23 protein-coding genes are annotated in these 18,187 nt (G+C 69.0%); 13 read left to right on the forward strand and 10 right to left on the reverse strand.

Features of this window, described 5'->3' with window-relative positions; all coding sequences use genetic code 11:
* Positions 1–15: 15 nt before the first annotated feature.
* Positions 16–927, reverse strand: a complete 912-nt coding sequence (locus tag CAL25_RS09475) for a sigma-54 interaction domain-containing protein (protein WP_249279008.1) — start codon at positions 925–927, stop codon at positions 16–18.
* Positions 928–1,311: 384 nt separating this feature from the next.
* Here CAL25_RS09475 and CAL25_RS09480 point away from each other — a divergent pair, with 384 nt between their 5' ends.
* The 7 genes from CAL25_RS09480 (at position 1,312) to CAL25_RS09510 (ending at position 7,708) form a co-directional block, all read left to right on the forward strand.
* Entirely contained in the window at positions 1,312–2,697 is a 1,386-nt protein-coding gene (locus tag CAL25_RS09480) for a sigma-54-dependent transcriptional regulator (RefSeq protein WP_094799724.1), read from the forward strand.
* 200 nt (positions 2,698–2,897) lie between these two features.
* Positions 2,898–4,676, forward strand: a complete 1,779-nt coding sequence (locus CAL25_RS09485) for a thiamine pyrophosphate-requiring protein (protein WP_094799725.1) — start codon at positions 2,898–2,900, stop codon at positions 4,674–4,676.
* Positions 4,677–4,709: 33 nt separating this feature from the next.
* Entirely contained in the window at positions 4,710–4,910 is a 201-nt protein-coding gene (locus tag CAL25_RS09490; RefSeq protein WP_094799726.1) for a hypothetical protein, read from the forward strand.
* 44 nt (positions 4,911–4,954) lie between these two features.
* A complete protein-coding gene (locus tag CAL25_RS09495; RefSeq protein ID WP_249279009.1) occupies positions 4,955–5,617 on the forward strand; it encodes a hypothetical protein in 663 nt (220 codons plus the stop codon).
* Between the two features lie 124 nt (positions 5,618–5,741).
* Positions 5,742–6,083: a DUF883 family protein gene (locus CAL25_RS09500; RefSeq protein WP_094799727.1), complete on the forward strand. Its 342-nt coding sequence runs from the start codon at positions 5,742–5,744 to the stop codon at positions 6,081–6,083.
* A 243-nt stretch (positions 6,084–6,326) separates the two neighbouring features.
* On the forward strand, positions 6,327–7,244 hold the full coding sequence (locus tag CAL25_RS09505; protein ID WP_094799728.1) for a BON domain-containing protein: 918 nt from the start codon (positions 6,327–6,329) through the stop codon (positions 7,242–7,244).
* Between the two features lie 62 nt (positions 7,245–7,306).
* Positions 7,307–7,708 (forward strand): PRC-barrel domain-containing protein, encoded by a 402-nt coding sequence (locus tag CAL25_RS09510; protein ID WP_094799729.1) that lies wholly within the window; start codon positions 7,307–7,309, stop codon positions 7,706–7,708.
* A 109-nt stretch (positions 7,709–7,817) separates the two neighbouring features.
* On the opposite strand, the gene CAL25_RS09515 is transcribed toward CAL25_RS09510, so the two are convergent.
* Together CAL25_RS09515 and CAL25_RS09520 are read right to left on the reverse strand one after the other, a co-directional pair.
* Positions 7,818–8,117, reverse strand: a complete 300-nt coding sequence (locus CAL25_RS09515) for a DUF378 domain-containing protein (protein ID WP_094799730.1) — start codon at positions 8,115–8,117, stop codon at positions 7,818–7,820.
* Between the two features lie 11 nt (positions 8,118–8,128).
* Positions 8,129–8,386 carry a hypothetical protein gene (locus CAL25_RS09520; RefSeq protein WP_094799731.1) on the reverse strand — a complete coding sequence of 86 codons (258 nt, stop codon included), beginning with the start codon at positions 8,384–8,386 and terminating at the stop codon, positions 8,129–8,131.
* Positions 8,387–8,522: 136 nt separating this feature from the next.
* Between CAL25_RS09520 and CAL25_RS09525 the strand changes: the two genes are divergently transcribed.
* The 3 genes from CAL25_RS09525 to CAL25_RS09535 all read left to right on the forward strand — a co-directional run bounded on the left by CAL25_RS09525 (position 8,523) and on the right by CAL25_RS09535 (position 10,573).
* The gene (locus CAL25_RS09525) at positions 8,523–9,218 is read left to right on the forward strand and encodes a PIG-L family deacetylase (protein ID WP_094799732.1); all 696 of its coding nucleotides are present in this window, start codon (positions 8,523–8,525) and stop codon (positions 9,216–9,218) included.
* 102 nt (positions 9,219–9,320) lie between these two features.
* A complete protein-coding gene (locus tag CAL25_RS09530; protein ID WP_249279010.1) occupies positions 9,321–9,962 on the forward strand; it encodes a hypothetical protein in 642 nt (213 codons plus the stop codon).
* On the forward strand, positions 9,959–10,573 hold the full coding sequence (locus tag CAL25_RS09535) for a DUF4142 domain-containing protein (protein ID WP_094799733.1): 615 nt from the start codon (positions 9,959–9,961) through the stop codon (positions 10,571–10,573). The genes CAL25_RS09530 and CAL25_RS09535 overlap by 4 nt, the downstream gene beginning before the upstream one ends.
* An 8-nt stretch (positions 10,574–10,581) precedes the next feature.
* Here CAL25_RS09535 and CAL25_RS09540 read toward each other — a convergent pair whose 3' ends face one another.
* Entirely contained in the window at positions 10,582–11,577 is a 996-nt protein-coding gene (locus CAL25_RS09540) for an SDR family oxidoreductase (RefSeq protein WP_094799734.1), read from the reverse strand.
* A gap of 202 nt (positions 11,578–11,779) precedes the next feature.
* Here CAL25_RS09540 and CAL25_RS09545 point away from each other — a divergent pair, with 202 nt between their 5' ends.
* Positions 11,780–12,931, forward strand: a complete 1,152-nt coding sequence (locus CAL25_RS09545; RefSeq protein ID WP_170948451.1) for a DUF748 domain-containing protein — start codon at positions 11,780–11,782, stop codon at positions 12,929–12,931.
* A 143-nt stretch (positions 12,932–13,074) separates the two neighbouring features.
* On the opposite strand, the gene CAL25_RS09550 is transcribed toward CAL25_RS09545, so the two are convergent.
* Both CAL25_RS09550 and CAL25_RS09555 read right to left on the reverse strand, forming a co-directional pair.
* Positions 13,075–13,710 (reverse strand): DUF883 family protein, encoded by a 636-nt coding sequence (locus CAL25_RS09550; protein ID WP_094799736.1) that lies wholly within the window; start codon positions 13,708–13,710, stop codon positions 13,075–13,077.
* Positions 13,707–14,180, reverse strand: a complete 474-nt coding sequence (locus tag CAL25_RS09555) for a hypothetical protein (protein ID WP_094799737.1) — start codon at positions 14,178–14,180, stop codon at positions 13,707–13,709. The genes CAL25_RS09550 and CAL25_RS09555 overlap by 4 nt, the downstream gene beginning before the upstream one ends.
* Positions 14,181–14,470: 290 nt before the next feature.
* On the opposite strand from CAL25_RS09555, the gene CAL25_RS09560 reads away from it, so the two are divergent.
* On the forward strand, positions 14,471–14,743 hold the full coding sequence (locus CAL25_RS09560) for a hypothetical protein (protein WP_094799738.1): 273 nt from the start codon (positions 14,471–14,473) through the stop codon (positions 14,741–14,743).
* 53 nt (positions 14,744–14,796) lie between these two features.
* Here the strand turns inward: CAL25_RS09560 and CAL25_RS09565 are convergent, their stop codons facing one another.
* Entirely contained in the window at positions 14,797–15,879 is a 1,083-nt protein-coding gene (locus CAL25_RS09565) for a DNA topoisomerase IB (RefSeq protein ID WP_094799739.1), read from the reverse strand.
* Positions 15,880–15,981: 102 nt separating this feature from the next.
* On the opposite strand from CAL25_RS09565, the gene CAL25_RS09570 reads away from it, so the two are divergent.
* Entirely contained in the window at positions 15,982–16,533 is a 552-nt protein-coding gene (locus CAL25_RS09570; RefSeq protein WP_094799740.1) for a type 1 glutamine amidotransferase domain-containing protein, read from the forward strand.
* A gap of 111 nt (positions 16,534–16,644) precedes the next feature.
* Here CAL25_RS09570 and CAL25_RS24195 read toward each other — a convergent pair whose 3' ends face one another.
* The 3 genes from CAL25_RS24195 to CAL25_RS09580 are packed head-to-tail and all read right to left on the reverse strand — an operon-like array spanning position 16,645 to position 18,183.
* Entirely contained in the window at positions 16,645–16,839 is a 195-nt protein-coding gene (locus CAL25_RS24195) for a hypothetical protein (RefSeq protein WP_170948452.1), read from the reverse strand.
* Between the two features lie 33 nt (positions 16,840–16,872).
* Complete coding sequence (locus tag CAL25_RS09575; RefSeq protein WP_170948453.1) at positions 16,873–17,412, reverse strand: CinA family protein; 540 nt, start codon at positions 17,410–17,412, stop codon at positions 16,873–16,875.
* Positions 17,413–17,430: 18 nt separating this feature from the next.
* On the reverse strand, positions 17,431–18,183 hold the full coding sequence (locus CAL25_RS09580; RefSeq protein ID WP_141217923.1) for an alpha/beta hydrolase family protein: 753 nt from the start codon (positions 18,181–18,183) through the stop codon (positions 17,431–17,433).
* Between the last annotated feature and the right edge of the window lie 4 nt (positions 18,184–18,187).

Genomic DNA, 18,187 nt, shown 5'->3' on the forward strand with positions numbered 1-18,187 from the left:
CCGCGCCCCATACGCTCACTCGTCGGCCGGAATGTCGTAGGCCGCGAGCCGGTTGTAGAGCGTTTTGACACTGATGCCGAGCGCCTGCGCGGCGCGCTGCTTGTCGTCGTCGCATTGCGCGAGCGTGGCGAGGATCAGCCGGCGCTGGGCGTCGGCCAGATTGGTGCCCACGGCGATGTCGAGCTGATCTTCGTCGCCGGCGCCCGCCGCCATCGGGCGCGGCTTGGGCGCGAGGGCGTCCCCGATTTCGTTGTCGGCCATGATGTAGGCACGTTGCACGATGTTCTTGAGCTCGCGCACATTGCCGGGCCAGTCGTAGCGCTGCAGCGCCTCGATCATGGCGGGCGCGAAGCGCTTGTCGCTGCGGTTGCTCTTGTTCAGATCATCGAGCATGCGCTGCGCCAGCACCGGGATGTCTTCGAGGCGCTCGCGCAGGGGCGGCACCCGCAGCGGCACGACCAGCAGCCGGTGCAGGAAGTCTTCGCGCAGGCGGCCCTGCGCCACGGCCTCGAGCGGGTCGCGGTTGCTCGCACAGATCAGCCGCACGTTGGCACGCAGCAGGTCGGTGCCGCCGACGCGCTGATAGGTGCCGGTCTCGAGGACGCGCAGGAAGTGCACCTGCATGTCGGTCGACATTTCGGTGACTTCGTCGAGGAACAGGGTGCCGCCGCTGGCGTGTTCGAAATAGCCGGCGTTCTGGGCCAGCGCGCCCGTGAAACTGCCTTTTTCGTGACCGAACAGGACGGCGTGCGCCAGGCTGCGGCTGATGGCGCCGCAGTTGACGGCCACGAAGGGCCGGTCGGCGCGCGGGCTGCCGGCATGAATGGCGCGCGCAACCAGCTCTTTACCGGCGCCGCTCTCGCCCACGATGAACACCGACGCATCGGTGGCCGCGGCGCGGTCGATCTGGCGGGTGAGCTGACGCATGACATCGCTGATACCCAGTATGTCCAGGTCGGGCGCTTTCCGGCTGGAGGATGGGGGCGTGGTGCTGCGGGCGGGCATGCATATACCTCTGCAATGACAGAACGCACATGATAGCGGCAGGTCACGCCCGCAGGGGGGGAAATGCGACGAGATGCAAATACCCGTATCATCCGGCGCGCGTCCGTATCGAATGTTTACGTATCCAACCCCTGGTGGTCGCATTTCTTCTAATGTCCACGCTATGCTCAAGGGTGCGGGTTCGGAAGCGATGATCGTGCGGGGCACAAAAGGCCCCAGCGCGCTTTCGAACGGGGAATGGCGCTACCGCGCCGACACCGCGTAGCGGTCACGACACTACACATATAAGCCAGAAGGAAAGCTTTCATGCCACACCTGCTCGTCGTCGATGATGATGATGCTATCCGCGAGACCCTGGCCGAGATCGGCCGCGAGAGCGGCTTCACGGTCGCCATGGCGGGTTCCGTGCGCGATGCGGTGCTGCAATGGGAACGCAAACTGCCTGACCTGGTGCTGGCGGACGTGCGCCTGCCGGAAGGCAACGGCATGGATATCTTCCGCCGCGTCCCGATCGGCAATGCCGAAGTGGTGGTGATCACCGGTCATGGCAGCATGGACAGCGCCGTCGAGGCCCTGCGTCTGGGCGCGACGGACTACCTGGTCAAGCCGATCAGCATGGAACGCCTGCAGCAGATCATGGACCGCGTGGCCGGCACGGCCGATAGCACGCCGTCGGATCAGCCGTTTTCCGAGGATGGCCGTTTCGGTCAGATGCTGGGCCGCTCGGAAGTCATGCAGCGTGTCTACGAACAATTGGCGCGGGTCGCGCCCACCGATGTCTCGACGCTGCTGATCGGCGAGAGCGGCACCGGCAAGGAGCTGGCGGCCCATGCGATTCACGATCTCAGCCCGCGGCGCCAGCGTCCGTTCGTGGCGGTGAACTGCGGTGCGATTTCGCCCAACCTGATCGAGAGCGAGCTGTTCGGCCACGAGAAGGGCAGCTTCACCGGCGCCGACCGCCAGCACAAGGGCTACTTCGAACGCGCGGACGGCGGCACGCTGTTTCTCGATGAAGTGACCGAGATGCCGCTCGATCTGCAGGTCAAGCTGCTGCGCGTGCTCGAGACCGGCCATTTCATGCGGGTCGGTACCAATCGCGAGATCGCCTGCGATGTCCGCATCGTGGCGGCGACCAATCGCAGCCCCGATCAGGCCGTGGCGCAGGGTCGCCTGCGCGAAGATCTGTATTACCGCCTGAGCGTCTTCCCGCTCGAGCTGCCCGCGCTGCGTGATCGCGGCGACGACATCCTGTTTCTGTGCGAGCGCTTCCTCGAGGCGCAGAACAAGGACAACGGCACGCAGAAGCGTTTCACCGACGCCGCGCGCGCGGCGATCATGGCGCATGGCTGGCCGGGCAACGTCCGCGAACTCAAGAACTTCGTGCGTCGCGCCTACATCCTCGCCGAGACCGACGACATCACGGACGAGTCGCTGCTGCCGCAGACCTCGCCCAAGACTAGCCGGGCCGACGATGCCTCGCGCGTCAGCGTGAAGGTGGGCGCCACGCTGGCCGAAGCCGATCGCCGGCTGATCCTTGCGACGCTGGCGCGTTGCGGGGGCGTGAAGAAGCAGACCGCGGCGATCCTGGGCATCAGTGCCAAGACGCTGTACAACCGCCTCGAAGAGTACGAACGCGACGGCTACCTGATCCCGGTGGACAAGGACGCCGCGGGCGCGCACGAGGCCTCCTGAGCGTTCTGCGTGTCCCTCACGGCCGGCGCCGGCATTGCCCGCGCCGGCCGTTTGTCGTCCGCGCAAAGGAGATGATGCCTTCCGTGACGCCTGCGGAATAAGGCGGGCCGCCGGGCTCGCTCGCCGTTGCGCGGGGAGGGCAGGAACAGCGGTTGCTGCAAGCGTGAGCTTTCCATCGTGTCAGCCCATGGGAGCGCCGCATGCAGACAGTCTCCGACTTCGTCCTCACCCGCTTGTCCGAATGGGGGATCCGCCGAGTGTTCGGCTATCCCGGCGACGGTATCAATGGTCTGATCGGCGCCTTCGGCCGCACCGAAGCGCCGCTCGAGTTCGTGCAGGCGCGGCACGAAGAGGGCGCGGCCTTCATGGCGTGCGCGCATGCCAAATTTACCGGTCAGGTCGGTGTGTGTCTCGCGACCTCGGGCCCCGGCGCCATTCATCTGCTCAACGGTCTTTACGACGCCAAGCTCGATCACCAGCCCGTGGTCGCGCTGGTGGGTCAGCAGGCGCGTAGCGCGCTGGGCGGCGACTTCCAGCAGGAAGTCGATCTGGTGAGCCTGTTCAAGGACGTGGCCCACGATTTCGTGCAGGTCGCGGCCAGCGCGGAGCAGGCGCGTCATCTGGTCGACCGCGCGCTGCGTATCGCGCTGGAACGCCGCGCGGTGACCTGCGTGATCTTCCCCAACGATGTTCAGGATCTGCCGGCGGTGGCCGAGCCGCCGCGCGCGCACGGCATGCTGCATACCGGGATCGGCATCACCTCGCATGCCTCGGTGCCGAGCGAGGCGGCGTTGCGCAACGCCGCCGATATTCTGAATCGCGGCGAGCGCGTGGCGATGCTGGTCGGGGCCGGCGCGCTCGAGGCCGGCGCCGAAGTGCGTGCCGTGGCCGAACGCCTGGGCGCCGGCGTCGCGAAGGCGCTGCTCGGCAAGGCCGTGCTGCCGGACAATCTGCCCTACGTGACGGGTGCGATCGGCCAGCTCGGCACCCAGCCCAGTTGGCAGATGATGAACGAGTGCGACACGCTGCTGATGGTGGGCACGTCGTTCCCGTACTCGGAGTTTCTGCCGGAGCCGGGCCGTGCCCGGGCCGTGCAGATCGATCGCGATGGTCGCAAGATCTCGCTGCGCTATCCGGTCGAGCTCGGCCTGGTGGGCGAGGCGCGCGGCACTTTGCAGGCCTTGCTGCCCCTACTCGACGCCGAGATGCCGCCCGCGCGCAAGCGCTGGACAGAGCAGGTGGCGCGCATGAACGAACGTTGGCAGAAGACCGTCACGGCGCGGGCGATGGACGAAGGCAAGCGCATGAATCCGCAACGGCCTTTTCTGGAGCTCTCCCGCCAGCTGCCGGAGCGCACGATCGTCACCTGCGACTCGGGGTCCGCGGCCAATTGGTATGCGCGCGACATCTCGCTGCGCGAGGGCATGATGGGCTCGGTCTCGGGTGGCCTGGCGACCATGGGCTGCGCCGTGCCGTATGCCGTGGCCGCCAAGCTCGCGCACCCCGACCGACCGGTGGTCGCGCTGGTGGGCGACGGTGCGATGCAGATGCTCGGCATCAATGAACTCATCACCATCGCGCACCGCTGGCGCGATTGGGCCGACCCCCGCATGGTGATTCTGGTCCTCAATAACGGCGATCTGAATCTCGTGACCTGGGAGCAGCGCGTGATGGGCGGCGACCCGCGCTTTCACGACTCGCAGTGGCTGCCGGAGTTCCAGTACGCGGAGTACGCGCGGATGCTGGGTCTGGAAGGCATCCGCATCGAAAAGGGCGACGAGTGCGCGGCCGCGTTCGAGCGTGCCTTCGCCGCCGACAAGCCCGTGCTGATCGAAGCAGTCACCGATCCCGAGATGCCGCCGATCCCGCCGCATGTGCCGTTCAAACAGATCAAGGCCTATCTGCAGGCCTTGCGCAAGGAAGATGCGAGCGGCCGTGACGCGTTGCGCGCGACCCTCTCCCAATGGTGGGCGGGCTGACGCGCCGCCCCGGACAAGCACCAGGAGCCAATCATGAGCAAACCGAAATCTCAGCCGGATGAGCGCGCGGACAAACCGGCCGGCGGCAAGCCGACGGAGGCCGACAAGGAAAGGGGCGAGGGCGAGGCGGATCGCAACAAGCCGCAGGACAACTATCCGCCGGACAGCCTGCGCAACCCTTTGCCAGGCCTGGATCCGCAGCAGACACCGGGATCCGACCGGAACGATTTGTAAGGCGTGCCGACCGCACGTCATCACCCAGGCAGGAGCCGTCGACGATGCAAGTGATGAAACTGGAGGCCGAGATGCGCGGCCGTACGCAACTCTCGGATCGTATGCCGCCGCGTAACACCGGCTGCGCGCAGGGCCCGCACGTGGCGCGGCGCGCAGCCGTGCGCGCACGCGTTGCGGCGGACCTTGGCACAAGCGGGGCGAACGCGGTGCCCGCCCCGGCGTTTCCCGCCCCGGCGTTTCCCGCCCGTGGCGACGTCGGTGCGGCCGCGCAGGCGGTCACGCTGGTCATGCCGATGATCGAGCGCGCGCTGCCCGACGAGACCGTGGGCGGCAGCGACGGCCTGCACATCGTCGTGCTGGATCCGCAGGCCGACCCGCGGCGCGATCCGTTCGAGCGCGCCGTGCTTTACGAACTGAGCGTGGGCGACGTGGCCGGATCGGACGGCCGCTATGCGGACGAGGCGCGGTCGCGCGCGCAGCTGAGCTATCAGACCGGACTGTCGGGCCGCGATGCCGCGACGCTGGCGCCCTATCTGCTGCCCGAAGGGCGGGTGGATGCGTGGGGCAGCGTGGTGGTCGATGGCCTCGTGGTGGCCGTGTGCGGCGCCAATCCCTGGTACGACGACGCGTTCGCGGGCGCGATCGCCCACGCGTTTCAGGCGGTGCGCATCACGCGCGGCGATCCGCCGGGAGCGGCGGCCATGTGAGCCGCGGCGCGGCCCTGCGAGGCGGCGGGCTGGCGGGTGCGCCGGCCCGGGCACGCGACTTGCTAAATCATCCTCTCGGGGTGCGCCGCAGGGCGCACCATGCTTCATTTTTTAAGGAGAGGTCATGACGAAACGCTACGAACGCGATATCGCCGGAGCCAAGAATCAGGTCAAGCAAAGTCTCAGCGAGCTGATCTCCGGCACCGAAGCGCTGCTGCGCAGCACGGCGACTTACGGCGGTGCCGAGATCGAATCCGCGCGCGACCGTCTCAAGCATCAGCTGGAATCCGCCCGTGAGCACGCCGGGCCCTGGGAACGTGCCGCTGTCGACCGCGCTCGCCGCTGGTCGCACGCCACCGATGGCTACGTGCACGATAACGCCTGGAAGACCATCGGCGTGGCCGCCGTGATCGGCGCGGTCATCGGCGCATGCCTGATGTCGTCGTCCGACAGCTGGCGCCGCTAAACCTCCCTGCGCGCGTCCACGGGCGCGCGCCGGCAGGTACAACCCCGCCGTGTGACGCGGTGGGGTTTTTCTTTTTGGGGCAGGGTAGCGAGGCGTGGCGGCCGCGCGCTCCGACCGGCAAACGCTGCCCTTAATACGCACGCTTGTAACCCGGCACGCGCCTTGCGTGCCATAAGGGCTTCCCCGCCGCCGTGCGCGACAGCGCCATCCCTCTCGCGGCGGGTTCGAATCAGGAGGCAGATCATGGGCCAACAGAAAGACCGCAACACCCCTCAGGAACGAGATCCCCGCGGCAGCGGCGACACGCCGCCCGAGAATCAGCGCGCGGGCGGTCGTGATGAACCGGGCTGGCATCCTGATCCCGGTGCCACCGGCAAGGACTCGCGCGCTCGCCACGCGCAGGAGCACGAGACGCGCAAGAGCGGACAGTTCGGCGCCGACGAGCCGGATTACGGTCGCCCGCAGGGCGATCGGCCCGCGGACAATGTCGGCGGCAAGCCGAACCGCGCCGGACCGCAGTACGAGGAGGGCGGGCGCTATCCGGGTCCGCGTCAGCCTGGCGGCGATGCCGCCGAGGACCCCGAGCCGGCCCGCTCCGCGCAGCACGATGGCTGGGCGCCCGGCACCCGCGCCGCCGCGCGCGACGAGCCGGTACGCAGCCGCAGCGCCGATCCCGGCCAGAGCAGCTACGGCGGCTTCTCGCACGAGAATCCCTCTTACCAGCGGCAGCAGCTGACCGACACGGAAGACCTGGCGTACTACCGCGAGGCGCGCGACCCCTGGGGCCGGCAGCCCGGCCGCGACGCGCCGCACGAGCGTGCGCGTGAAGGGCGTGGCGCGCAGGGTCGCCTCGACGAACGCGACGAGCGCGACCAGTGGCGCGAGGCGCAGTCGCGCGCCTGGCGGGATCAGCCGACGTATGTCGATCCCAAGGGATATGTCCGCTCGGATGAACGCGTGCGCGAGATCGTGTGCGAGCGTCTTTCGCGCAGTGGCCTCGACGTGAGCGACGTGTCGGTGGACGTGAGCGAAGGCACCGTGAGCCTGCAGGGCACGGTCGCCGACCGGCGCGTCAAGCACGACGTCGAGGATTGCGTCGATGCCTGCGCCGGCGTGACCGACGTGGATAACCGGATCAAGGTCGCGGCGCGCGGCCGTTGAAGCAGGGCGCCGGGTCATGCCCGGCGCGCCGCCCTGCCGGAGATCGCTTACTGGAGATCGACATGAGCGCAGAATCGACCAATATCGTGGGCGGGCCCAAGCGTCATCCCTCGGGCCCGGGGCCGGAAATCATGGCGGCCGAAACGCTCGAAGGCAATGATGTCTACAACCCGGCGGGCGAGAAGCTCGGCACCGTGGAAACCATCATGATCGACGTGCCGCGCGGGCGCATCGCCTACGCGGTGCTCGCGCGCGGCGGCGTGATGGGTGTGGGCGACAAGCTCTACGCCATTCCGTGGGCCGCGCTCACGCTCGACACGGATCGCAAGTGCTTCGTGCTCGATGTGCCCAAAGACCAGCTGAAGCAGGCCGAGGGCTTCGACAAGCATAATTGGCCGCGCATGGCCGACGAGCGTTGGGCCAGCGACGTGCACGCCTACTACAACCAGCGGCCGTACTGGTAAGGAAGCGGGCGCGCAAAAAAAGGCGCCGTCCCGAGGGGCGGCGCCTTTTGCGTCGTGGCGCAGCGCGCATTTCGCTTGAACAGGCGTGGTGCCGCGTGCGTAGGCAGGGTCAGCGCGCGCGCTCCTGCGCGGGTTCGCGCACCCAGCCTGCCAACAGCACGACGGCGTGCAGCGCCGCCAGGCCGATCAGGGCCTGCGCGACCCGCGGGGCCCACGGCCAGGGAGACAGCAGCACTTGCATGAGATCCAGGTTGACGGCCGCGATCAGCCCGGCGTTCAGGCCGGCGCACACGAGGACGGTCAGGGCGAGCCAGTCGCGCAGGCCCAGGCGGGTATCCTCCTGTCGCCGCACCCAGCGAGGCAGGTCGTCGGCGCGGCCATCGGTAAGAATTTCAGCGCTACGGTGCATGGTCGGTACCGTCATCCGGGCCGGCCGTTACGGACCGGATCGGGCTGGGCGTGAGACACACCCGCTTCGGTTTCGTCGACCACTTCGTCCGGGCCGATGTCGGTGCCGTCTTCGTCTTTCTCGAACGGGCGGACGGATTCGCGCTCGCCCGTGCCCTGGGCATCGCTGTCGGTGTCGGCTTCGCTGCGCGGCAGGTCGCTGGCGGAGTCGGACGAGTCGCTCGGACCCAGGCCCGGGCGCGGGTCGGGAATATTGTCGAGGTCAGGCATGGGCAGCTCCTGCAAGGTGAATGGGGTGCCTCCGCATCGGGAGGCCGCCGGCCTCACAGCAAGTGCCGTGCCTGGCACGTTCGCACGGCACGATAATTGCGTGGTGGAGGCGTCCGGGCGAACGAAGGAGCTCAACGTGCTCGAATTCCGCGGTGTGGTCGTGATTTCGCCCCACTACGATGATGCGCTGTTCAGCTGCGGCGCCGCCTTGTCCGGCTTTCCCGGAGCCACCGTGCTGACGGTGTACAGCGCGGTCCCGCCCGCGGGCACGCCGCCCACCGACTGGGATGGCCGTTGCGGCTTTCTCGACCCGCAGCAGGCGATGGCGGTGCGGCGCGCCGAAGACGGCAGGGCGCTCGCGCTGTTGCAGGCGCAGGGCCGCGCGCTCGACATGCTGGACCCGCGCTATGGCGGCGCCGGTGCCGCGCCGCGCCTGCGGGGCGTGCTGGCCGCGGCGCTGACATTGTTGCGTCCGCAACTGGTGTTGCTGCCGCTCGGGTTGGCCCATGCCGACCAGGGCGATGTCGGCGATGCCGTGCTGGCCGTCATGCCCTTGTTCGCGGGCGTGCAGTGGCTGGCCTACGAAGAACTCATCCACCGCGACGAGCCCGGCCGCATGCAGGCCCGACTTTCGATGCTGCAGCAGCGCCGCGTGAGCGCGACGCCCACGATCTGCGGCGGCCAGGATCACGCGCTCAAGCAGCGCGCGCTGGCGGAGTGCGCCAGTCAGTTGCGCGGGCTGGACGCCAGCGAGCTGGGCGGCACCAGCGTGCAGCCCGAACGGTTCTGGCGCCTGGAGGCCCTGCACGGCAAGGCGGCCGCGAGCCATTGATACTCGGCGGGGCCGGGGCCCATGGGCATGTCGCTTGCTGCGACGCCCGCGGTGCAGTGGCATCTTCCGGCTGGCACCGGCCGCAGACTCCAGGAGGCTGTCATGTCCTTGATTGTCGCAGCACGCTTCCAGACCTTCGACCACGCCGAACTCGCCGCGCAGAAATTGTTCGCGGCCGGCTTCGGCGAGGATGACGTACATACCTTTTATGTGAATACGCCGGGCGGCCACGCGCGTCACCCCCTGGGCGGCGACCGCACGGCCGATCCCGATTCGGCTGGGGCGCAGTATGGCGCGATCGCCGGCGCGGCCGTGCTGGGGCTGATTCTCGCGGTGGTCGGCGGCGTGCTGGGCATGCGCGTGAGCGGCTCTATCGTGGCCATCGTGGCCGGCGCCGGTGTGGGCGGCTACCTGGGCGCGCTCGGCGGCGCGATGTGGATCATCGGCCGCAAGAAGCGCCGCGGCGCGCCTGGCGCGCCGCTGGACGACGCAGGCCACCCCGAGGTCCGGCCGGCCGGCGTGCTGCTGGCCCTGCACGTCACGCCGCAGCAGGAGCCTGACGCCGTGCGCATTCTGCGAGGCGCCGGCGGCCAGGACGTCGAGCGGGCGCAAGGGCGCTGGCGCGAGGGCCGCTGGGTCGATTTCGATCCGCTGGTCGCGCCCGAGCGCGAGCCGGAGACGGTGGTTCGCCAGGATCCGCAGCCGGCGGGGCCGGCCGGCGTCGCCACGAGGAGCTTTCCATGAACGCCCTGCGTCTTCCGCTGATCGCCGCCGCGCTGCTGATCGGCGCGGCATGCCGGGCGGCCGCGCCGAATGCCGATGACGGCCAGTTCATTGCGCGGGCCGTCGCGCTGTCGCAGTTTCAGATCGAAGCCGCCGAGCTGGCTCAGTCGCGCGCCGCCGCCGGCGACGTGCAGGCTTTCGCACGCCAGATGCAGGCCCAGCATCGCGAAACCTTGCAGGCCTGGCAGCCCTATATCGGCAAGACCGCGCCCGCACCGACCGGCGCCTATGCCGGCCTGCTGGGCGATCTCAAGGATGCACGTGGCGCGGCATTCGATCAGCGCTATCTAAACGACGCCGTCGTGGGGCCCCTGGGCGAGGCACTGCCGGCCTACGACGCCGCCATGAAGCATGGCGCGGATCCCGCGATCCGGGATGCGGCCAAACGCGCGGCCGCGCAACTGGCCGAACAGCGCACGCGTGCCCAGGCGCTCCAGACGCCGGCTCGCACGCCGGCCGCCGATACCGTGGCGCCGACGCCGCGCGGGGAAGCGCCGGCGGTGTCGCCGGCGTCACGCACCGCACCGGCGGCCGGCACGGCCGGCCCCGGCGGCGGGGCGCCCCAGAAGTAAGCGAGGCATCAATCCCCGGCGCTGCCCGTGATGGGCAGCACGATGCCGGTGATATAGCTCGCGCAGCAGGGCGCCGCCAGGAATACATAGGCCGGCGCGATCTCCTCGGGCTGGGCCGGCCGGCCCAGATCCGTCTTCTTGCCGAATTCAGCCACTTCCTCGGCGGGGCGATCCGCGGGGTTGAGCGGCGTCCACACGGGACCCGGCGCCACCGCATTCACCCGGATACCCTGTTTGGCCAGGTTCGCGGCGAGCGCCCGCGTGAATGCGTGGATGGCGCCCTTGGTCGTGGAGTAGTCGATCAGCTGGCCGCTACCGCGCAGGCCCGTCACAGAGCCCGTATTGATGATGGACGAGCCTTCCTTCAGATGGGGCAGGGCGGCGCGCGCCATCTGCATATAGCCGTAGATATTGGTCCGCAGCGTCTCGTCGATGCGGGCGTCGCTGAGCTCGAGCAGCGACTCGGCGTGCTCCTGGAACGCGGCGTTGTTCACGAGGATGTCGAGCCGGTCGAATGCCGAGATCGTATCGCCCACGGCCTTCTCCGCGAACTTGGGATCGCGCACGTCGCCGGGAATGAGGATCGCGCGGCGGCCCTCGGCCTCGACGTGGCGCGCGGTCTCCCTGGCGTCTTCGTGCTCGTCGAGGTAAGCGATGGCGACGTCGGCCCCCTCGCGGGCAAACAGCACCGCCACGGCGCGGCCGATACCGGAGTCGGCGCCGGTGATCAGCGCGCTCATGCCGTCCAGCTTGCCGCTGCCCTTGTAGTGCGGCGCTTCGAAGCGGGGTGCCAGCGCCAGCTCGTGCTCATTGCCGGGCTTGTCCAGATGCTGTTCGGGCAAGGGGGGCTCGGGCTGCTTGCGCGAGCCGGCCTGCGCGGCGTCGTCCTCGCCGTTGTCGCCGCGGGCGGCGTCACGCTCGTCCTGCTGATCCTGCAGTGCGCGCTGGCGGCCTGCGGTCGTATCGGCCTGGTCGCGGTGCTTGCCGTCGGTAGGCTTTGCCATGGTTCGGTCTCCTTGGGAGTGTCGGTGTAGGGGGGAATGCGAAGCGCACGCTGACCGGGCCGCAAGACGCATGCCGTCGGCCGGGCACGGCAGTTGCTCTTAGAGCGCCACATTCGCCGCGTGGTCAGGACGAAGTCAGGTTCATACCCACCCCGCGACTCCCACCGCTGCCCCATCCCCTCGACCCTTGAGGATGCCTGACATGGACGCCATTACTCCCGACCGCGACTTGCGCGGAACCGCAGACCGCAGTGCCGCCCGCGGTTGCGGCATCAGTCAATATCCCGTGCTGTGCCGCGTGCTGTCGGCACTGACCGCCACCACGCTGCTGTTGCTGGCCATCGCCGGCATCCTGGCGTTCCTGGTCGTTCGCGTCGTCGAACTGCGGGTGGACAGCATCGTGGGCCCGCGCGGCCAGGTCGGTGACGTCCGCGTGCGGCCCAACGAGATCGTGTTGACCGATGTGGTCCTGCCCGGCACCGCCGGCCAGGCGCCCACCCGCGCCGAGCGGGTGGTGCTGGTGCCGCGCTGGCGCGAATTCCTGACCCATCAGGCCGTGTTCGAGCGCGTGCTGGTGCGCGGCTACGACATGGAAGTGCTGCGCGACAGCGAAGGCACGCTGCACGTGGCGCCTTCGCTGGCGCGCGCCCTGGCCATCGCCCGCGGCGAAGACGGCCAGCCGCGCCCGGCCTGGGCCGGCCGCGTGGTGCTGACCGACGGCACGATGCGCTATCGCGACCAGACCGTATCCAAGAACGGCCACGAAATGGTGTTCGAGCAGGCCCGCATCGAGCTCACGCCGCTGGCGGTGCCGGCGGGCGACGAGCGCATGGACGTGCGCTTCGAAGGCGTGACGGCCAAGGGCCCGGAGGGTCAGCGCGGCATGGCGGCCCTGGTGGGCTGGGTGCGCGGCAAGGGCCAGGACGCCGATCTGCGGCTGGCGGTGCGGCACATGCCGGCCGCCCAGGTGGCGCCGTATCTGCAGCTCTCGCACAGCGCGCCCATCACGGGCGGGCTGATCGATCTGGACATGCGCACCGATGTGCGCGACCACGCGCTGCAGGCCAACGGCACGCTGGCGCTCACCAAGGTGCGCTTCGGCGACGAGGGCAGCATCTTCGCGCTGCCGCGCCAGGCGGTGTTGAGCGCGATGGCCGACCGTAACGACACGGTGCGGTTCGACTTCACCGTCAAGGGCAGCCTGGACGATCCGAAGTTCGCCTTGCAGCAGAGCCTGCCGCAGCGCGTCGCGGGCGGCTTCGCCCGTGCCGTGGGCGTGTCGGCCGAAGGGGCGTCCGAAGGCTTCACCGGCGCCGTGCGCGAGATGGGCAAGGCGTTCACCAACCTCTGGTGATCTCTGCGCGGACAAGACGATGCGCAGCTGACACGATGCGATGCCCAGACGATGCGCGGCTGACACGATGCACAGATAAGAAAATGGCCGGAGGCGATATCGCCTCCGGCCATTTTGTTGGATGCGTGATCCGGGAGCGCGGCTCAGCGGCGGCCGACGATCACGCCAAACAGAAAAGCGGCGCTGGCGGCCCAGCCCACGGCTTGCCAGGGATGCGTGCGGACGTATTGCTCGGTGCAATCGACCGAGGCACGCATGATCTCGTTGGCGCTGCCGCCGGCTTCGTTCAGGGCCTCGCGGGCGTCTTCGAGCTGGGCACGCAGACGGGTCTTGAGCACTTCGATGTCTTCGTGACCCGATTCGCGCAGCGTGGTGTCGAGATCCTCGAGCAACTGGCGTGCGCCGCCACGGCGCGAACGGGTGGCCTCGGCGCCCGTGGCATTCAGCGGCGTGCCGGTGGGCGGGGTCGACGTGGATTCCATGGTTTCTCTCCTGAGTTTCTGCCGGGGAAAAGTGACACCCGATCGTACCAGTCCGGCGATCCGGTCACGCAGCCACACCGAAGTGGCCGCGCGGGCGGGCATCTTGAGAAAACGGGGCCAGCCGCTGACAGCGACAAGGCCGATGACGAGGGCCCGCGCGGTGCGCCCGACCTGCAGCGTGGTGTCGGGCGTGGCGGGACCGGGCGTGCGGTCGGGTTGCTCGGCCAGTTGCCGGCGTTGTTCTTCCATGCGCGCGAGCAGCTGGGCGCGCTCGGCGGCGAGATCGATCTGGCTCATGGCTGGCTCCGGTGGGCGGGTTCCGAGGGGCGGGGTGCGGGGCCGCGGACGACCACGTCCGGGGCGGTCGGACGCTGCATGGCGTCACGCAGGGTGTCGGCATCCAGGCGCATCTGCTCACCCACGCTCTGGAACGGCAGGCCATCGGGTACACCACGGCGCACGATCAGGAAGCTGATCAGCGCGATGGCGAACCACACGCCCGCGATGATCCAGGCCGTCATGCGGCGCCACGGCGTGTCCCAAAAATGCACCAGGGCGGCAATCGAGATGAAGGCGGCGGCGCCCATGCCGGTCAGCACGAGCGCGACCAGGGCGATCAGCGAGCGCACCAGGGATTGGCGGTACATCGCCATTTCGATATGCAGCAGCTCGGCATACTGACCGAGGCGGCCCGCCGCGAAGCGGGCCAGCACGGTGACGCGCGCAAGGCGGGCCTGGAGCGCGGCGGTGAAGCGGGAGGGGTTCATTGCGGCACCTCGATGAGGTCGGTGCAAGCCTGGGCCCAGGCTCGAAGGGTGGGGGTCGTGATCACGTCGGCGTGCTCCTCTCTGCTCGTGGTTAACCCGGAATGCCGGCCCTGGTCCGATTGGACCGCGGCTGTAAGGCTTTGTTCAGCAACTGGCGCGCCTGCCCCCGATCCTGTACAAACGAACCAGGGTACGGGAATTGCTCGAGGCGTTTGAGACAGCGTCGCGCGACCTCGTACCGGCCGCCACGCATGGCCGTATTGCATGTATCTACCCCCAAGGAGAACGTCATGACATCCAACGCGAAACCCACTGGCAAGTCCGTCAGCGGTGGCGCTCCGGCGCCGGCGCCCGACGACCAGAGCGTGAGCATCAATGCCAAGGTCCTGCCGCCGCGCGGGCCGGTCGATGTGCCGCGCATGCCGCCCCCGGTCGCCAAGCGCGCCGTGGACGAGGCGGGCGAAAGCAGCAAGCCCGCCGAAGACACCCAGACCGAGTCCAACTGGGCCGACCCCGTCGATCCCCAGCCGTACGCCAAGAACGCGCGCTCGTCGATTTTCTGACGTGATGACGCCCGGCATGGCGGCGAGCCGCCATGCCAGCCTTTCTTCCCTGATCACGATTTCTTTTCGCGCGGACATGTCGCCTCCGGTTCCGGCAGCGCTTGCAGGAACGCAAGCAGGCGACGTTCTTCCGCGGCGAGGCCGCGCGGCGTATCGGGCGCGCGCATATCGGGCGCCAGCGTGCCCGCCAGATAGGCCTCCATCACGGCAGGGTGGATATAGCACGCGCGGCAGACGGCGGGCGTGTTCGCCAGCCGCTGCGCCACCCGCTTGATCACATCGGTGAGCTGCTTGCGCGTGGCCGCGGGCGCCTCGGCATCGGCTTGCGCCGGCAGGCAGCACGCGCGCAGCGAGGCATAGGCGTAGAGAGTGCCGGCCCAGGTGCGATAGTGCTTGGCCGTAAAGTCGGCGCCGCTGGCCTCGCGCAGATATTCGTTGACCAGATCCGAATCCACCGCGCGCGGCTCGCCGTCTTCATCGATGTAGTGAAACAGTTGCTGGCCGGGCAGGTCCATGCAGCGGCGCACCAGCCGCGCGATGCGCCGGTCGGCCACGGTCACGTCGTGCGGCACGCCGCTCTTGCCGACAAAGCGCAGCCGGATGCGATCGCCCGCCACCTGGGCGTGACGGCGCGTCAGCGTGGTCAGCCCGAATGATTTGTTGGTGCGCGCGTATTCGCGCGATCCGACGCGGATACGCGTGAGCTCGAGCAGGCGCACCAGCGTGGCCGCGACCTTGTCGCGCGGCAGGCCGGGCAGCGCCATGTCGCGTTCGATGCGGGCACGGATGCGCGGCAGGCACAGGCCGAACGCCGCCAGCTGACCATACTTCTGTGCGTCGCGCACCGTCGTCCATTCGGGGTGGTAGCGATATTGCTTGCGGCCCCGCGCATCGCGGCCGGTGGCCTGGATATGACCCTGCGGGTCGGGGCAGATCCACACATCGGTGTAGGCCGGCGGAATCGCGAGCATGCGAATGCGGTCCAGCGTCGCCTTGTCGGTGATGCGCTTGCCGCGGGTATCCAGGTAATGGAAGGTCTTGGCGTTCACGCGCCGGCGGCGATAGCCGGGGCGGCTGTCGTCGGCGTAGACCAGGCCCGCGGCGGCGGGCAGGGGCAGGAGCTCGGGCGCATTCATGGCGGGCGTTCAAGCAAGCGCCATGCCCGGGCAGGCATGGGGGTTGCTGCCCAGGCGGTCGGGCCCGGCCTGTCCGGCCGGGCGACATGACAAGGAGCAAGCATGGCAACACTGAAAGATCTGAACGTCGCGATCCTGGCCGTCGACGGCTTCGAGCAGGTCGAACTGACCGAGCCGCGCGATGCCCTGCGTGCCGAGGGCGCGCGCACCATCCTGATCTCGGCCAAGACCGACCCCATCCAGGGCATGCACCACGACAAACCGGGCGACCGCTTCGACGTCGATCTGACCTTCGCGCAGGCCGAGGCGGATCCGTCGGAGTTCGATGCGCTGCTGCTGCCCGGCGGCGTGGTCAATGCCGACGAGATTCGCATGCATCCGAAGGCGCAGGCCTTCGCCCGCGCCATGGTCGAGGCGAACAAGCCCGTCGCGGTGATCTGCCACGGTGCCTGGCTGCTGATTTCGGCCGGGGTGGTGCGCGGGCGCAAGCTCACCAGCTGGCCGTCGCTGGCCGATGATCTGCGCAACGCGGGCGCGGACTGGCAGGATCAGGAGGTCGTGCAGGACGGCAAGCTCGTGTCGAGCCGCAAGCCGGACGACATTCCGGCCTTCAACCGCGCCTTCATCGAGCTGCTGCGACAGTCGCGCGGCTGACGCTGGCGCGTGCCACGCGCCCACGTAAAAAGATCGCCCGGCAATCGGGCGATCTTTCTTTGCGCCGGGCCGCACGGGGGCGGGCCGGCATGTCGGACGCGATGGCCGGGATCAGGGGCGGCGGGCGCCACCGCCGCGATTACGGCTGCTTTGTTGATCGCCGCCGGTGCCGATCTGAGAGGTGTGGCCATCCTTCTTGCTGCGATTCTGCTCGCTGCCGTGGCTCTGCTGCTCGGTGCGGTCCGTGTCGTCCGTCTGCGGTTTGTCGGCGTCCTTCTGGGCCTGGGTATCCGTGCGCTGATTCATGAGACGTCTCCTTCGTTGACGTGGTGGCGGCCGTCAAGCGCGGCCGGCCGAAGAGGCGGCACGCGCATTCGTGCCGCCGTTGAGAAAATCCTCCACATGACGCGGGATCTGCAGCAGGGCGTACGTCGCGCTGGCGCGCCGGATCGCATTGCGGCTGCCCGAGAACACGCGGGTCTCGGTATAGACGGCGGGCGTGGCGTCGGCCGCGCCGGCCTTGATCACCCAGGCATAACACTGGGTGCCGGGCGCGATGTCGGGATCGGTATCGTCGGTCACGCCCGTGTTGGAGATCACGATGCGCGCGCTGCTGCGGCGCGCCGCGCCCAGTGCCATCGCGCGGGCCACGGCCTCGCTGGTCAGGTTGTGCCGCTGCAGCGTCGTCGCACTCACGCCGAGCTCGCGCTGCTTGGCCTGCACGGTGTAGGTGACGAAGGCGCAGTCCAGCAGCGAGCCGGCGCCCGGCACGTCGGCCAGGGTGGCGGCGATCAGACCCGCCGTGCAGGATTCGGCCGTGGCGAGCGTCAGTTCGTGTTCGCGCATGAAGCGGGCGAGGTGTTCGATTTCAGTATCCATGGCGTCGGTGGCAAGCGCTCAGGGGACGGGCCGGGGTTCGCTCAGGCGAGCACCGGTCACCATCTCGGTCACCCAATTGACCAGAACGGACGTGTAGGCGCGCTGCGCCGTCTTGTCGCTCAGGGCATGGTCGGCGCCGTCGATGATGCGATGAGTCATCGAGTGGGCGCGCCGAAACGACGAGCGGTAATTCATGATGGTGGAATGCGGGATGTAGGTGTCGTGCTCGGCCTCCACCAGCAGGACGTCGCCGGGGAAATCGGCGCAGGCGGCCAGCGCGCGATTGTCCGCCGGGCCGAGATCGCGCTGGCGATACTCGCGCAGGACATCCCGGTCGAGCTCGACCTTGGGGCGGTCCCATTCTTCGTCGCGGTACAGCGCCGGCACGTGCAGCGCCAGCCAGCGCACGCGGCGCAGCGTCGTCAGAATGGTCGCGAGATAGCCGCCGTAGCTGCTGCCGACCACGGCGATCTCGGTGGTGTCGAGGTAAGGATGCGCCGCAAGCTGGTCGTACGCGGCCAGCACGTCATGCAGATTCTGTTCGCGCGAGACCTCGCGGCGCTGCGCTTCGGTGGCGGCGTGGCCGCGCAGGTCGAAGGTCAGGCACACGCAGCCGAGCGCGGCGATCCCGCGAGCGCGGGTAAGGTCGAATTCCTGGCTGCCGCCCCATCCGTGGATGAACAGTACGCCGGGCACCTTGGTCTGCGGCGTGAGGAACGTGCCGGCCAGCGGCGGCGCGCCTTCCACCGCGATTTCGGTGCGATTGCCGATCGTG

Origin of the sequence: Bordetella genomosp. 5 (genome assembly GCF_002261315.1) — a bacterium.
Classification (GTDB): Bacteria; Pseudomonadota; Gammaproteobacteria; order Burkholderiales; family Burkholderiaceae_B; genus Bordetella.

Coding starts and splice junctions, on each gene's coding strand:
- CAL25_RS09475 (WP_249279008.1), bottom strand. CDS start 927: ATGCGTCAGCTCACCCGCCAGATCGACCGCGCCGCGGCCACCGATGCG.
- CAL25_RS09480 (WP_094799724.1), top strand. CDS start 1,312: ATGCCACACCTGCTCGTCGTCGATGATGATGATGCTATCCGCGAGACC.
- CAL25_RS09485 (WP_094799725.1), top strand. CDS start 2,898: ATGCAGACAGTCTCCGACTTCGTCCTCACCCGCTTGTCCGAATGGGGG.
- CAL25_RS09490 (WP_094799726.1), top strand. CDS start 4,710: ATGAGCAAACCGAAATCTCAGCCGGATGAGCGCGCGGACAAACCGGCC.
- CAL25_RS09495 (WP_249279009.1), top strand. CDS start 4,955: ATGCAAGTGATGAAACTGGAGGCCGAGATGCGCGGCCGTACGCAACTC.
- CAL25_RS09500 (WP_094799727.1), top strand. CDS start 5,742: ATGACGAAACGCTACGAACGCGATATCGCCGGAGCCAAGAATCAGGTC.
- CAL25_RS09505 (WP_094799728.1), top strand. CDS start 6,327: ATGGGCCAACAGAAAGACCGCAACACCCCTCAGGAACGAGATCCCCGC.
- CAL25_RS09510 (WP_094799729.1), top strand. CDS start 7,307: ATGAGCGCAGAATCGACCAATATCGTGGGCGGGCCCAAGCGTCATCCC.
- CAL25_RS09515 (WP_094799730.1), bottom strand. CDS start 8,117: ATGCACCGTAGCGCTGAAATTCTTACCGATGGCCGCGCCGACGACCTG.
- CAL25_RS09520 (WP_094799731.1), bottom strand. CDS start 8,386: ATGCCTGACCTCGACAATATTCCCGACCCGCGCCCGGGCCTGGGTCCG.
- CAL25_RS09530 (WP_249279010.1), top strand. CDS start 9,321: ATGTCCTTGATTGTCGCAGCACGCTTCCAGACCTTCGACCACGCCGAA.
- CAL25_RS09535 (WP_094799733.1), top strand. CDS start 9,959: ATGAACGCCCTGCGTCTTCCGCTGATCGCCGCCGCGCTGCTGATCGGC.
- CAL25_RS09540 (WP_094799734.1), bottom strand. CDS start 11,577: ATGGCAAAGCCTACCGACGGCAAGCACCGCGACCAGGCCGATACGACC.
- CAL25_RS09545 (WP_170948451.1), top strand. CDS start 11,780: ATGGACGCCATTACTCCCGACCGCGACTTGCGCGGAACCGCAGACCGC.
- CAL25_RS09550 (WP_094799736.1), bottom strand. CDS start 13,710: ATGAGCCAGATCGATCTCGCCGCCGAGCGCGCCCAGCTGCTCGCGCGC.
- CAL25_RS09555 (WP_094799737.1), bottom strand. CDS start 14,180: ATGAACCCCTCCCGCTTCACCGCCGCGCTCCAGGCCCGCCTTGCGCGC.
- CAL25_RS09560 (WP_094799738.1), top strand. CDS start 14,471: ATGACATCCAACGCGAAACCCACTGGCAAGTCCGTCAGCGGTGGCGCT.
- CAL25_RS09565 (WP_094799739.1), bottom strand. CDS start 15,879: ATGAATGCGCCCGAGCTCCTGCCCCTGCCCGCCGCCGCGGGCCTGGTC.
- CAL25_RS09570 (WP_094799740.1), top strand. CDS start 15,982: ATGGCAACACTGAAAGATCTGAACGTCGCGATCCTGGCCGTCGACGGC.
- CAL25_RS24195 (WP_170948452.1), bottom strand. CDS start 16,839: ATGAATCAGCGCACGGATACCCAGGCCCAGAAGGACGCCGACAAACCG.
- CAL25_RS09575 (WP_170948453.1), bottom strand. CDS start 17,412: ATGGATACTGAAATCGAACACCTCGCCCGCTTCATGCGCGAACACGAA.